Consider the following 13,707-nt stretch of genomic DNA (forward strand, 5'->3'; position numbering starts at 1 on the left):
CAGCGAGTAGCAACTAGCTGGCGAATTTCGCCGCGTAGGCTGGTCGCGTGTCTACCGTCGTCGTTCTCCTCCTGGTCATCGTCGTCGTACTGCTGGCCGTGGTCGCGGTCAATCGCGGGCAACGCTCGCGCGCCGGGACCGAGCTGGCCGACGCCAAGGCCGACGCGCGCCGGGTGATCGAACGCCTCGGCGGCCAGGTCTACAACCTCACCGGCAGCGACGACGCCTCCAAGCAGGCGCTCGCCGACGCGGGGGAGCGGTTCAACGCCGCCGGCGCGCAGATCGAGCAGGCCGGGACCGCCGCGCAGGCGCGGCTCGCGAAAGAGACGGCGCTCGAAGGGCTTTACTACGTGCGCGCGGCCCGCACCGCCATGGGGATGGATCCCGGCCCGGCCGTGGCCGAACTGGACGGCCAGCGCGGCGCGGGTCGGGTGACCGAGGACCGGGCCATCGAATTCGAGGGTCGCCGGGTCGAGGCCTCGCCCACGCCGTCGCCGTCCACACCGAACTACTACCCGGGTGGCCGGGTCGCGGGTCGGCCGGTACCTGCCGGTTGGTACTCCGAACCGTGGTGGAAGACCGCGCTCGTCGCCGGAGCCTGGGGTGTCGGGTCCGCCCTGCTGTTCAATGCCCTGTTCAGCGGCATGTCCGGTGTCGGCTATGACGCGGCCGCCTTCGAAAGCGGTTATGGCGACGGCTATCAGGACGGCCTCGACGCCGCCGACGGCGGATATGCCGACGGCGGCTCCGACCAGGGCTCCTCCGACCAGGGCGGCTATGACCAGGGCGGCTACGACCCCGGCACCCAGGACTTCGGTGGTCAGGACTTCGGCGGCGGCACCGATTTCGGTGACTTCGGCGGATTCGACGGCGGCGACTTCTGATCGTTCAGGAAGACCCGGATCGCCCGGATCAGCTGTTCGGGCTGATCCTCGGGCGAGAAGGTGCACGAATCGTGGATCCACTCGATGCGCGCGTCCGGGAAGTCGACCGCCATCCGCTCGGCGTACCGCTCCGGGAAGAAGCGGTCACCCGCCGACCAGGCAAGCAACACCGGGTTCTTGAAGTCCGCGAAAGTCCGTGCGGCGGACAGGGTGTACCGGCGATCGAGACCGGTGATCGCGCGCCGGACGTCCGCCCGGATGCCCTTCGCGCCGACCGGTAGCGCGTAGGAGTCGCTGGCCGCGCGGTCGATCGGGCGGCGGGCCAGCCAGCCGTAGGCGATGGGCAGGCGGCGGATGGGCCGCAGCCGCATGGTCGCCGCCAGCGAGGTGAGCGCGCCAGGGGTGCGGGCCGCCAGGCCCAGGTAGTCGAAGAAGGACGGCGGGAAGTTCTCGTACGCGTCGCAGGACGTGAGTACCAGCCGGGCGACGAGGTCGGGGCGGGCGGCGAGCACGAGCTGGCTGACCGCGCCGCCGGAATCGTTGCCCACCAGGGTGACCGGGCCCAGGTCGAGCGCCTCGATGGCCGCGATGACCAGCGCGGCCAGGCCGGGCGGGGTCAGGTCGGCGTCGGGCATGGCCGCGGTGTGCGAGCCGAACGGGAGATCGATTGCCACGCAGCGGTATTCGCCGGAGAAGGCGGGGATGATCTTGCGCCACAGGTTGGCGTTGACCAGCAGTCCGTGCACGAAGACGATGGGATCGCCACTGCCGCTGTCGAAGACGGGCAGCGTGCCCTGCGGGAGTGCGAGTTCGCGGCGGGCGCCCAGTGCTGGATCGCGCCAGGCCGCGGGGGATTGGGGGGAGATGGTGTTCGTCATCTGTAGGACTCCCTCTGGAGTGGAGATGGTGAAGACCTTCTCAAACTAACAAACAGGCTGCCTGTATTCAATGGTTCGGCGTTACGATCCACCTACCCCGCTCAGAAAGGCGTCGATGATCAGGCAAGCCGAACGATCCGAGTCGACCCGCGCGAACCTGATGGCCGCAGCGCGCGAACTGTTCGCCGAACGCGGGTACGCCGCGGTCAGCACACCCGAGATCGTGGAGCGGGCGGGCAGCTCCCGCGGCGCGCTGTATCACCAGTTCAAGGACAAGAAGGACCTGTTCCGCGCGGTCTACGAGCAGGAGCAGCAGGCGATCCTGCAGCAGGTCGCCGAGACCATGGCCGAGGCGCCGCCCACCGACGCCATGGCCGTGCTCGAGGCGGGCCTGCACAACTTCCTGCTCTCCTGCGTCGACCCCGAACGGGTCCGCATCACCCTCATCGACGCCCCCGCGGTGCTGGGCTGGCAGGAGTGGCGCGAGGTCGACGAGAAGTACGGTCTCGGCCTGATCGTCGCGGGCCTGCAATCCGGCATCCAGTCCGGGCAGCTGCGCGCCGACCTCGACATCCGGCCGCTGTCACTGATGATCCTGTCCGCCCTCGGCGAGGCCGCCATGTTCATCGCCAACTCCGACGACCCCGAATCCGCCCGCGCCCGAACCGAACCCGCGGTGCTGGCGCTGGTCGACGGCCTGCGGGTCTAGTCAGCGCATCCCGGCGAGGTGGCTTGCGCAATATCGCCGAACGCGGCGGCACCCTCGAACTCGGGTCGGGACTCGACGGGCTGGGAACCGCGCTGGTGTGGCGGGTTCCGAGTCCGCGGGCCCGGCGATCAGTTGGCGGGCCCGACGGGCTGCGCCGAGGCGGCCGGAGTCGGTGCGGTCGTCATCTTGTCGGCCCACTTGGTGGTGCCGTCGGCGGCCTGCATGGTGGCGAGCAGGTCGATGCCGTTGGCGATCAGGACGGGGCTGCCTACGGCGATACTGCCGATGATGCCACCCACGGTGGCGCCGGTGATCAGGCCCGGGAAGCAACCGGCCACCAGGGTGACGATGCAGCCGATGGTCGCGCCGATGGCGGTGCCGACGAAGGTGCCGACCATGGTGGCCAGGCCGAACTGGCCGGCGAAGCTGCTCATGGCGCGCTGGTTCTCCAGGTCCGAGGCAACGGGTTTCACGACCAACGGCTGCGACAGTGACAGCCCGTCCGGCTTTCTGGGGGTGAGGGCCAGCACGGTGCCGTCCTGCCGGACCTCCGGCTCGACCGGGATGTCGATCAGGCCCAGGCTGAATTTCATCGGCAGGGTCAACAGCACCTTGTTGTCGGCGTCCTTCACCTTCAGGACCGGGGTCGCCCTGGCCTCCGGGTCGGTCTCCGGGGTGACGGCCGGCGCCAGCTCGAAGGTTCCGCCCTTCAGGGTGGTGATGACCGTCTTGTCCACCAGCTTGACCGAGTACTCGAAACTCGGCGCGGCGGCGGGCTGGGCATTCGCCGGGATGGTTGCCACGGTGAACGTGGCGGCCTGGGTGACGAGTGCTCCGGTCACCAGGGTGGCGGCCGCAGCAGCAATGCGGAATTCCATGCCTATCCAATCTGCATCGGGTGTGGGCATATCCGAAGCCAGGAGCTTAATGGAAATAAATGTTGCCGAAAAGGTTTCGGGCCCAAGGGAAAGGGTGGGAATTATTCGTCCTATATGGGGAAATAGTCCCCGAAGTCCTAATTGCCGCAATGTTGCTCGCGGTTGTGCCCGATGTGGGCCTGCGTCAGGGTGTTCGGCACACTCGTTTCCATGAGCTTCAAATACAGTGCCGGAGTCCTGCTGTTCCGTCGCACGAACGGCCTCGAAGTGCTGGTCGGGCACATGGGCGGCCCGCTGTGGGCCAAGAAGGACGCCGCCGCCTGGTCCATTCCCAAGGGAGAATACGATCCCGCCGAAGAACAGCCGCTCGATGCCGCCCGCCGCGAATTCGGCGAGGAACTCGGACTGCCGGTTCCCGACGGCGACTGGATTCCCCTCGGTGAGGTCGAATACGGCAGCGGCCGGGGCAAGAAACAACTCACCGTCTGGGCCGTGGAAGCCGACCTCGACCCCGCCGAGGTCGTTCCCGGAACTTTCGAAATGGAATGGCCGCCGCGATCCGGGCGAATTGCCGAATTCCCCGAAATCGACCGGGCCGCATGGTTCGATCTGGCCCTTGCCGAGGAGAAGCTCGGCAAGGGCCAGCGCCCCTACCTCCAGCGTCTGAAGGATCTCGTCGGTTAGAGACGCGGGTCGACCGGCTCGGTTTCGAGGGCGAGGATCGCGAAGACCGCCTCGTGGACCCGCCACAGCGGCTCACGGGCCACGAAACGGTCCAGGGCCTCCAAGCCCAGGGCGTATTCGCGCAGCGCCATCGACCGTTTGCCGCCCAGGCCGCGCTGACGCAGGCGATCCAGCTGACCAGGCCGCAGGTACTCCGGGCCGTAGATGATCCGGAGGTATTCCGGCCCACGGCATTTCACGCCCGGCTGCACCGGCCGCCCGCTGCGGCTGCCGGTGCCCGCCACCAGCGACTCCAGCGGCTTGACCACCATGCCCTCGCCGCCGGCCAGGGTGAGTTCGGTCCACCAGGCCGTCGCGGCGGCCTCGCTCTCGGGAGCGGCGAGGTCGACGACGCGGCGGCCGGTCGCGGTGAAGAACTCCGGGTCGGCGGCGACCAGGCGGTCGATCCGCTCCAGATGCCAGCTGTGGTCGCGCACAGCGTAATTCGCGCCGGACGCCGCCAGCAACTGGAACGGGGCCAGGCGGACGCCGTCCAAACCGTCGGTGGGCCAGCAGTAGCGGCCGTAGGCGGTGGTGAAGGCGTCGGCGTCGGCCCGCCGATCCGCGGTGCGCTCGGCGAGATCGCCCAGCTCCACCCCGCGTGCCGCCGCGGCCTCCACTACGTCCGAAGCCTGCGCCAGCGAGGCCCGCGCGGCCGCGCCGACCGCGGCGTACTGGGAACGTAACAGGCCCATCGCCTTCGCCGACCAGGGCAGCAGCTCGGTGTCCAGCAGCAGCCAGTCGGTGCCCAATTCCTCGAACAGCCCGGCGGTTTCGGCCGCCGCCCGCACCCGGGTGAGCACCGCCTCGGTCCGCGCCGGATCGTCGAAGAACGGGCGCCCGGTGCGGGTGTACACCGCGCCCGTGCTGCCGTCCTCGACCCCGAACCGGTCCCGCGCGGCCTGCGCCGACCGCGAAACCGCCACCACCGCACGCGAACCCATGTGCTTCTCCTCGCACACCACGGTGTCCACGCCCTCGGAGCGGTAGTACTCGAAGGCCTGGGCCGGGTGCTCGAGATAGCCGTCCAGGGTGGAGGTGGCGCACGGGGACATGGTCGGCGGCAGGTACACCAGCCAGCGCGGATCCACGGCGAAACGGCTCATCACCTCGAGCGCGGCGCTCGAGGCGTCCTCCCGCACGGTGACCCGGCCCAGGTGGCGGGTCTCCACCACCCGGCGGCCCAGCACGTCGTCCAGGTCCAGCACGCCCGGATCCCGCCGCACCACGGCCTCGCCGGTGGCGAAGGTGGCGGCCTGCAGCGGGCGCACCGGTTCGAACCAGACCTGTTCGGCCGCAACCGATACCGGCTCCCGCTCCGGGTAGCGCAGGGCGGTCAGGCGGCCGCCGAACACCGCGCCGGTGTCCAGGCACAGGGTGTTGTTCACCCACACCAGTTCGGTCATCGGCGTGTGGCCGTAGAGCACCAGCGCTGTGCCGCGGTAGTCGTCGGCCCACGGGTAGCGCACCGGCAGGCCGTATTCGTCGGTCTCGCCGGTGGATTCGCCGTACATGGCGAACTCGCGCACCCGGCCCGAGGTGCGGCCCTGGTACTCCTCCTTCAGACCGGCGTGCGCGACCACCAGGTCGCCGCCGTCGAGCACGTAGTGGCTGACCAGACCGCGCATGAATTCCTGTGCGGCCTTGCGGAATTCGTCGTCCTCGGCCTCCAGCTGCGCCAGCGACTCGGCCAAGCCGTGCCGCACTGTGACACGGCGGCCGTCGAGGGCGCGCACCAGCTTGAACTCGTGGTTGCCGGTGACGCACAGGGCGTTCCCGGACGCCACCATGCCCATCACCAGGCGCAGCACGCCCGGGGTGTCCGGGCCGCGGTCGACCAGGTCGCCGACGAACACCGCCGTGCGGCCGTCGGGGTGGCGGGCGTCCACCGGGCGATCCGCGTCGTCGCGGGTCAGGACGTAACCGAGCTCGCCCAGCAGCGTCTCCAGTTCGCTCCGGCAGCCGTGCACGTCGCCGATGACGTCGAAGGGCCCGGTGAGATCGGTCCTGTCGTTCCACAGCCGTTCGTCGCGGATGGTCGCCGCCTCGACCTCCTCGACGCCGCGCAGCACGTGCACCGTGCGGAAACCCTCACGCTCCAGGAACTTCAGCGAGCGCTTCAGGTCACGCTGGTGGCGGCCGACCACGTGCGGGCCCAGATCGGCGCGATCCACCCGCAACGCGTTGCGCTCCACGCACACGCTCTCCGGGACGTCCAGCACGATCGCCACCGGCAGCACGTCGTGGGCGCGCGCCAGCTCCACCAGCGACTGCCGCGCCTTCGGCTGCACATTGGTGGCGTCGATGACGGTGCGCAGGCCACGGCGCAGGCGCACGCCCGCCACATGGTGCAGCAGCTCGAATGCCGCGGCGGTCGCCGACTGATCGGATTCGTCGTCGCTGACCAGCCCGCGATAGGCGTCGGAGGACAGCACCGCCGTCGACCGGAAATGCTTGTGCGCGAACGTCGACTTACCCGAACCGCTGCTGCCGATCAGCACGACCAGCGACAGCGCCGGGACGGACAGTTCTGCCATTACGCGGCCCCCTTCGCGGCGTCGTCATCGTTCTTCCTGGTGAACACAGCCATCTGTGTCGAGGCCCCCACTTCCGCGTCCTCGGGCCCGACCGGCTCGAAACGCACGGCATACCCGTGCGTCGCGCCGACCCGGTGGGCCCAGTCCGCGAATTCTGCCCTGGTCCACTCGAACCGGTGATCCGAATGCCGGAAAGCGCCCGCGGCGAGCCCGTCGTAGCGCACATTGAACTCGCTGTTCGGCGTGGTCACGACCACGGCGCCCGGAGCCGCCGCCCCGAACACCGCCTGCTCCAGCGCCTTCAACCGGGTCGCGTCCACATGCTCGATCACCTCCATGAGCACGGCCGCGTCGAAGCCCCGCAACGAGGCGTCGGTGTAGGTCAGCGCGCCCTGCCGGACGGTGATCCGCCGCGCCTGCCACTCCGGCAGGCGCCGCACCCGTCTGGCCGCGATCGTCAACTCACGCATCGACACATCGATGCCGACGATCTCGGTGAGCGCCCGGTCCGCCGCCAGTTCGAGCAGCAACGCACCCTGCCCGCACCCGAGGTCGAGCACCCGGCTCGCCCCCTCCGCCAGCAGCGCCCGACGCACCGCCGCCCGCCGCAGTATCGCCAGCGACGGCCCGCGTTCGCCGGACTCCACCGGCTGCGGGGCCGTGTCGCCGCCGGGCTCGCGCCCCGGGCCACTCGCGGTCGAGCCGCTGCCCTCGACAAGAGCATCGCGGGAACCGGTCTCGGCGGCAGGCTGCCCGCCTGTCCCGGTCAGGGTGGGACGGACCGCGGCGTCGCACGCCGCTGTGTGCTCACCGGCCACCGGAGCGCCGGCGAGTTCGGTGGCCGGCGCGGCAATGTCGGCGCCGCGACGCGGGAGGGCCGTCTCGGCGCCGGGTCCCTCGTCGTCGTAGTCGGGCTCCATCGCGCCAAGTTCCTCCGGGTCCTGATCGTCCAGCTCCGCCAGGCGGGCCAGGGCGGTGCGGACCAGGGTGTGGCGGCGGGTCAGGTAGCGGCGGGTGATCCACTCGCGCTCCGGGTGGGCGGTGAGCCAGCCCTCGCCGAAACGGAGCAGCTTGTCGATCTCGGCGGTGTCGAGCCAGTAGTGCTTGCTGCCGTCGAGGACGGGCAGCAGGACGTAGAGGTGGGTCAGGGCCTCGGCCAGGCGCAGCGTGCCGGTGAGTTCGAGACGTACGTAATGGGAATCGCCCCACTCCGGGAACGCCGGGTCCAGCGGCAGGGGAGTGGCCGCGACGGTCCAGCCCAGCGGCGCGAAGACCCGCTCGGCGTATTCCGGGCCGCCCTTGCACGGCACGGCCGGCAGTTCGATCCGCAGGTCGAGGGCGGTGCCGGTCAGCTCCGGCCGCTGTGCGCACCGGCCGTGCAGCGCGGTCCCGAAGACCGTCGAAATGGCCACCGACAGCAGGGACGACGCCGCGTAGGGGCGGTCGTTCACGTACTGGCCGAGACCGAAGTCCGGTGTGCCCTTGGGCTTTCCGCGCACCAGGCGCACCGGGTCGATCTCCAGCAGCAGCGCCGCGGTACAGCGGTCGTCGCCCGCCTCCGGGTAGAGGACGTGCGCGACGCCGTAGGACTGCTCGAAAGTCTGTCTGCGCGAAGGATTCTTGTGCAGCAGATACCCCAGATCGGTGGCGGGCCACTCGGCTCCCACGGGGCGCGTACAAGAGATCGTCAACAGCATCCTGAGATGCTCCCGTAGGCCGCGACCGGTCGCAAACAATTTTCCGTCTACGGAAGCCGTTGCGGCAGGCCCGAATTGTCACGGACCGGTCGCGATGTCCCGATAATCGGTTGTCGCGGGTAACCGGTGCACCCACACTCGGAATCGAGCGGCTACGGGGGTGGCGGGATGCGCCGAGACGATCCGATGAACCGGCGGGGCCACGCCGGACGAATCCCACTGGTGTCCATCGCGGTGCTGGTGAGCGCCTGCGCCATCGCGGGCGTACCGCGAGCGGCGACACCGGAACTGCGCGCACTGGATCTGGGCGGCTACAGCGGTCGACCGCTCGACGTGCCCCGGGACACCGGCGAAACCTATGCGCGGCTGCTGGAATCGGTGCGCATGGCCGACGCCGTTGTCTCGCCCCGCGCCGTCGATCCCGCGCTGTCGCAGGTCTCGGCCATCCCGGTGCCGACGCCGACGGACGCGGTCGGCATCCTCGCCGAGGCGACCCGGCCCACTCTCACCGCGCACGGCATGCTGGCCGGATTCAGCATCGGCGGCACCGACGATCCGAGCGGCAGCCCGACGGAGGGCGCGGCCACCGGACTGCGCATCACGGTCCTGCGCATGCACGACCCGATGGCCGCCATCGACACCGCCCGCGAGATCGACGCCGCCGACGCCGCGGTCAATCGCGACAATGTCACGGTCCCGTTCCCCGAATACTTTGCGACACATGGACATTGGCGGCCACGTGTCCCGACCATGGCGGTGACGCTCGCCCACGGCCCCTATGTGGTGAGCCTGTACATCGTCGATCCGGCCACCGACCGCGCCGCCATGAAGGCGCTGGCGACTCGCGCCCTCGACGCGGAACTCCCACGGCTGGACGCCTTCACGGCCACCGCGCCCGAGGCGCTTCCGGCGCTTTCCCTCGATCCGGACGGCATGCTGTCGCGCCTGCTGCCCGCCGAACCCGGACGGTGGCCGTATCCCACGCTGTTCCAGGACGAATACGGCCTCATCGCGGGCTGGGGCGGCCCACGGCGCGCCACCGGAGTCGTCTACGGCCCGGTCGTCGCCGGCCAGCTGATCAACCGTCCCGGCGAGGCCGGCCTCCCGGTGCAGGCCGCAGCCGTCACGGATTCCACACGGCTGCTGCGTTTTTCCGACGCCGTCGGCGCCCGGCACGCGCTGCAGCGGCTCTCGGAGCCGACCGCCACCCGAACCGTCGTCTCCGCGCCCGGCGGCGTTCCGGAAGCCGTCTGCCTGCGCGATGCCGACGCCGCGCCGCACCCCGAATACACCTGCCTGGTACTGGACGGTCGCTATCTGGCCTCGGTGTCCGGCCCCACCGAACCGGCGGTTCACCAGATGGCCGCGGCCCAATACGCCGTCCTCGTCACCGCCCGCTGACCATGCCCGGCGCGCCGCCGAAACCCTTGCGGGCGCGCCCCGACCGGCTCGACCGCCCGAAGCCGTGTAGGTTCGGCGCGGCGTCGCAATCTGTGCGGCAACCGGACTGGACGGACAGGAGCGGGAATGCGCTTGGTGGGCAAGGTCGGTGTGATCGGTGCGGTCGCGGCCGCCATGATGCTGGCGGCCGGTTGCGGCGGCAGCAGCGACAACAAGGCGTCGTCGACCACGACGACGACCGCCGCCGCCACGACCAGCGCGGCCGCCACCACGGCCGCGAGCAAGGGCCGCGAGTGCACCGCCGAGGACATCAAGGTGGACGGCGGCTTCGGAACCGCGCCGACCATCACGCTGCCCGCCGACTGCGATCCGCCCAAGGAGCTCATCACCAAGGACCTGGTCGTGGGCAGTGGTCCCGAGGCCAAGGCCGGGGACAAGCTGAGCACCAACTACACGCTGATCACCTGGTCCAACCAGAAGAAGCTGGACAGCTCCTTCGACCGCGGCAAGCCGCTGCCCCTCACGCTGGGCGCGGGCCAGGTCATCAAGGGCTGGGACCAGGGCCTGGTCGGCATCCAGGAGGGCAGCCGCCGCCTGCTCATCATCCCGCCCGCCCTCGGCTACGGCGACCGCCCGCCGAGCGGCATGAAGCCGGGCGAGACGCTGGTCTTCGTGACCGACGCCGTCAAGGTCGGTAGCTGAGATAGCTCCCCCGCCACCCCGCGACTTTTGCCGGTCGTTAGGTGCCGATCCGCCCCGCACCGGGCCGCCGGTCGGGTGCCGGGCCGGGTTTCGGGCGTACCCGGGGAGTTACCCCGGTCGGCACCAGATCAGTCGTCAGGTCCGCTACGCATCCGATTGCGTGGTCGGAATCGCGTTCGACTAACCTGGTCGGGATGCGTTCGGGGGGAACCTAGACGTCAACCATGAACAACGAACAAGGAGCATGTCCGTGAAGAGCACCGTCGAGCAGCTGAGCCCGACTCGGGTCCGCATCAATGTCGAGGTGCCCTTCGAGGAGCTCAAGCCGGACTTCGACCGCGCCTACAAGGCTCTCGCGCAGCAGATCCGTATCCCCGGCTTCCGTCCGGGCAAGGCGCCGGCCAAGCTTCTCGAGGCCCGCGTCGGCCGTGGCGCCGTGCTGGAGCAGGTCGTCAACGACGTGCTGCCCAAGCGCTACAGCGAAGCCGTGATCGAGACCGAGGTGAAGGTCATCGGTCAGCCGGAGATCGAGATCACCAAGATCGAGGACGGCCAGGAACTGGCCTTCACCGCCGAGGTCGACATCCGCCCGGAGATCTCGCTGCCGGACTTCTCGAACATCACGGTCGAGGTCGACCCGATCGAGATCACCGACGCCGACATCGACGAGCAGCTGCAGTCGCTGCGTCAGCGCTTCGGCACCCTGACCGCGGTCGAGCGGGCCATCGAGAACGGCGACTTCGTCTCCATCGACCTGTCCGCCACCGTCGACGGCGAAGCCGTCGAGGAGGCCTCCACCACCGGCCTGTCCCACGAGGTCGGCTCCGGCCAGCTCATCGAGGGCCTGGACGAGAGCCTGATCGGCCTCAAGGAGGGCGAGTCCAAGGACTTCACCTCCAAGCTGGTCGCCGGTGAGCACGCGGGCAAGGAAGCCGTCATCACCGTGACCGTGCAGTCGGTCAAGGAGCGCGAGCTGCCCGAGGCCGACGACGAGTTCGCCCAGCTGGCCAGCGAGTTCGACACCATCGACGAGCTGAAGGAAGACCTCAAGACCCGCGTCGAGCGCGTCAAGAAGGTCACCCAGGCCGGCGAGATCCGCGACAAGGTGCTCGAGCAGCTGCTCGAGACCGTCGAGATCCCGCTGCCCGAGGGCGTCGTCAAGGCCGAGATCGACGCCGTCGAGCACGACGCCGTCCACGGCTTCGACCACGACGAGTCCAAGCTGGCCGAGGCGCTCGAGGCGCAGGGCTCCTCGCTCGAGGAGTTCAAGGCCGACACCAAGCAGGCCGCCGAGAAGTCGGTCAAGACCCAGCTGCTGCTGGACGCCGTCGCCGAGGCCGAGAACACCCAGGTCGGCCAGGACGAGCTGTACGAGCGGATCACCTTCCAGGCGCAGCGCTACGGCATGAGCCCGGACCAGTTCATCCAGCAGATCCAGCAGGCCGGTCAGCTCGGCGCCGTCTTCGCCGACGTGCGCCGCGGCAAGGCCCTCGCCGGTGTCGTGGTCCAGGCGGCCGTCACCGACACCGCCGGCAACACCGTGGACACCGCCGAGATGTTCGGCAACCCGGCCGACGAGGCCGAGGAGGTCTCCGCCGAGGAGCTGGCGAGCGTCGCCGACGCCACCGAGGCCGCCGAGGCCGAGGCCAAGTAAGAATTTCATCTCACCCCTGTGTACGGGGGTTCTCGGGATGACACCCCCGAGAACCCCCGTACACCGGAACGCGAAGCGTTGACGTAAGTTTGCGCTGTGAGCGAAGCAGGGCGGTACCGGGAGTTCGGTGCCGCCCTGCTTCGTTAGGGTTTGTGTCAGCGAATCAGTAGGGGCTTGTTAACCGAGCCGTTGAGAGAGGGCAGGTATCCGTGACAATTCATCAGGCAGGGGTGCGCATGACATCCGCGACTGCTGGTCTGAACCTCAGTGATTCGGTGTACGAGCGCCTGCTGCGCGAGCGCATCATCTTCCTGGGCACTCAGGTCGACGACGACATCGCCAACAAGCTGTGCGCGCAGATCCTGCTGCTGACGGCCGAGGACCCGACCAAGGACATCTCGCTCTACATCAACTCCCCGGGTGGTTCGGTGACCGCCGGCATGGCCATCTACGACACCATGCAGTTCGCCGAATGCGACATCCGCACCGTCGGTATGGGTCTGGCCGCCTCCATGGGCCAGTTCCTGCTCGCCGCGGGCACCAAGGGCAAGCGCTACGCGCTGCCGCACGCGCGGATCATGATGCACCAGCCGTCGGCCGGTCTCGGTGGTTCGGCCGCCGACATCGCGATCCAGGCCGAGCAGTTCGCCTACACCAAGCGTGAGCTGAACGAGCTGCAGTCCCAGCACACCGGCAAGTCCATCGAGCAGGTCACCGCCGATGCCGACCGCGACCGCTGGTTCACCGCCGCCGAGGCGCTCGACTACGGCTTCATCGACCATGTGGTCACCCACGCCAGCCAGGCGAACGGCAGCAGCAGCAAGTAGTTCCGCAGCCCACCACACAGACTTTGGAGAGACGTTTATGTCCAACATGATCGATCCGCGGGCCGCGGGCATCACCTTCGCCGCCGCCGGTAACCTGCCGCAGTCGCGCTACATCCTGCCGCAGTTCACCGAGCAGACCAGCTTCGGCGTCAAGACCTCCGACCCGTACAACAAGCTGTTCGAGGAGCGAATCATCTTCCTGGGCAACCAGGTCGACGATGTCTCCGCCAACGACATCATGGCGCAGCTGCTGGTGCTCGAGTCCCAGGACCCGGACCGCGACATCACCATGTACATCAACTCGCCCGGCGGCTCGTTCACCGCGCTGATGGCCATCTACGACACCATGCAGTACGTGCGCGCCGACGTCGCCACCGTCTGCCTGGGCCAGGCCGCCTCGGCCGCCGCGGTCATCCTCGCGGCCGGCGCTCCCGGCAAGCGCGCCGCGCTGCCGAACGCCCGCATCCTGATCCACCAGCCGTCCACGTCCGGTGGTATTCAGGGCCAGGTCTCCGACCTCGAGATCCAGGCCGCCGAGATCGAGCGCATGCGTCGCCTCATGGAGACCACGCTGGCGCGCCACACCGGCAAGGACTCGGACGTCATCCGCAAGGACACCGACCGCGACAAGATCCTCACCGCCGAAGAGGCGAAGGGCTACGGGATCGTCGACACGGTGTTCGAGTACCGCAAGCTCAGCGCCCAGAAGTGAGCTGGGTGGGTGGCGGGGTAGCGGCGCGCCGCGAACGTCCCCGCCACCCGGGCAGAGGTGAGTCCACGCACATGTCCGGCGAGAAACGTGCCCAAGTTGTCGACC

At 69.4% G+C, this 13,707-nt stretch carries 12 protein-coding genes; 8 read left to right on the forward strand and 4 right to left on the reverse strand.

Translation table 11 applies throughout. The annotated features are described in order from the left end of the window. The first annotated feature begins 47 nt into the window (after positions 1-47). Positions 48-884 carry a DUF1542 domain-containing protein gene (locus tag ACFRAQ_RS18770; RefSeq protein WP_379101172.1) on the forward strand — a complete coding sequence of 279 codons (837 nt, stop codon included), beginning with the start codon at positions 48-50 and terminating at the stop codon, positions 882-884. On the opposite strand, the gene ACFRAQ_RS18775 is transcribed toward ACFRAQ_RS18770, so the two are convergent. Next, complete coding sequence (locus ACFRAQ_RS18775) at positions 821-1,762, reverse strand: alpha/beta fold hydrolase (RefSeq protein ID WP_379101174.1); 942 nt, start codon at positions 1,760-1,762, stop codon at positions 821-823. The genes ACFRAQ_RS18770 and ACFRAQ_RS18775 overlap by 64 nt on opposite strands. A gap of 115 nt (positions 1,763-1,877) precedes the next feature. On the opposite strand from ACFRAQ_RS18775, the gene ACFRAQ_RS18780 reads away from it, so the two are divergent. Further along, positions 1,878-2,471 carry a TetR/AcrR family transcriptional regulator gene (locus ACFRAQ_RS18780; RefSeq protein ID WP_379101176.1) on the forward strand — a complete coding sequence of 198 codons (594 nt, stop codon included), beginning with the start codon at positions 1,878-1,880 and terminating at the stop codon, positions 2,469-2,471. Between the two features lie 128 nt (positions 2,472-2,599). Here the strand turns inward: ACFRAQ_RS18780 and ACFRAQ_RS18785 are convergent, their stop codons facing one another. Further along, a complete protein-coding gene (locus ACFRAQ_RS18785) occupies positions 2,600-3,349 on the reverse strand; it encodes a hypothetical protein (RefSeq protein ID WP_379101178.1) in 750 nt (249 codons plus the stop codon). A gap of 210 nt (positions 3,350-3,559) precedes the next feature. On the opposite strand from ACFRAQ_RS18785, the gene ACFRAQ_RS18790 reads away from it, so the two are divergent. Next, positions 3,560-4,033 (forward strand): NUDIX domain-containing protein, encoded by a 474-nt coding sequence (locus tag ACFRAQ_RS18790; RefSeq protein ID WP_379101180.1) that lies wholly within the window; start codon positions 3,560-3,562, stop codon positions 4,031-4,033. On the opposite strand, the gene ACFRAQ_RS18795 is transcribed toward ACFRAQ_RS18790, so the two are convergent. Together ACFRAQ_RS18795 and ACFRAQ_RS18800 are read right to left on the reverse strand one after the other, a co-directional pair. Then, positions 4,030-6,609: a polynucleotide kinase-phosphatase gene (locus ACFRAQ_RS18795; protein WP_379101182.1), complete on the reverse strand. Its 2,580-nt coding sequence runs from the start codon at positions 6,607-6,609 to the stop codon at positions 4,030-4,032. The two genes, ACFRAQ_RS18790 and ACFRAQ_RS18795, sit on opposite strands and share 4 nt — an antisense overlap. Next, entirely contained in the window at positions 6,609-8,276 is a 1,668-nt protein-coding gene (locus ACFRAQ_RS18800) for a 3' terminal RNA ribose 2'-O-methyltransferase Hen1 (RefSeq protein ID WP_379101184.1), read from the reverse strand. The genes ACFRAQ_RS18795 and ACFRAQ_RS18800 overlap by 1 nt, the downstream gene beginning before the upstream one ends. A gap of 198 nt (positions 8,277-8,474) precedes the next feature. On the opposite strand from ACFRAQ_RS18800, the gene ACFRAQ_RS18805 reads away from it, so the two are divergent. The 5 genes from ACFRAQ_RS18805 (at position 8,475) to ACFRAQ_RS18825 (ending at position 13,602) form a co-directional block, all read left to right on the forward strand. Beyond that, complete coding sequence (locus ACFRAQ_RS18805; RefSeq protein ID WP_379101186.1) at positions 8,475-9,707, forward strand: hypothetical protein; 1,233 nt, start codon at positions 8,475-8,477, stop codon at positions 9,705-9,707. 126 nt (positions 9,708-9,833) lie between these two features. Beyond that, positions 9,834-10,409: an FKBP-type peptidyl-prolyl cis-trans isomerase gene (locus tag ACFRAQ_RS18810; protein ID WP_379101188.1), complete on the forward strand. Its 576-nt coding sequence runs from the start codon at positions 9,834-9,836 to the stop codon at positions 10,407-10,409. A gap of 250 nt (positions 10,410-10,659) precedes the next feature. Continuing rightward, positions 10,660-12,063 (forward strand): trigger factor, encoded by a 1,404-nt coding sequence (gene tig, locus ACFRAQ_RS18815; protein ID WP_379101190.1) that lies wholly within the window; start codon positions 10,660-10,662, stop codon positions 12,061-12,063. 236 nt (positions 12,064-12,299) lie between these two features. Further along, a complete protein-coding gene (locus ACFRAQ_RS18820) occupies positions 12,300-12,890 on the forward strand; it encodes an ATP-dependent Clp protease proteolytic subunit (RefSeq protein ID WP_357090243.1) in 591 nt (196 codons plus the stop codon). Between the two features lie 37 nt (positions 12,891-12,927). Further along, entirely contained in the window at positions 12,928-13,602 is a 675-nt protein-coding gene (locus ACFRAQ_RS18825) for an ATP-dependent Clp protease proteolytic subunit (protein ID WP_357090241.1), read from the forward strand. The last annotated feature ends 105 nt before the right edge of the window (positions 13,603-13,707 follow it).

It is taken from the genome of Nocardia sp. NPDC056611, assembly GCF_042792755.1.
Taxonomy (GTDB): domain Bacteria; phylum Actinomycetota; class Actinomycetes; order Mycobacteriales; family Mycobacteriaceae; genus Nocardia.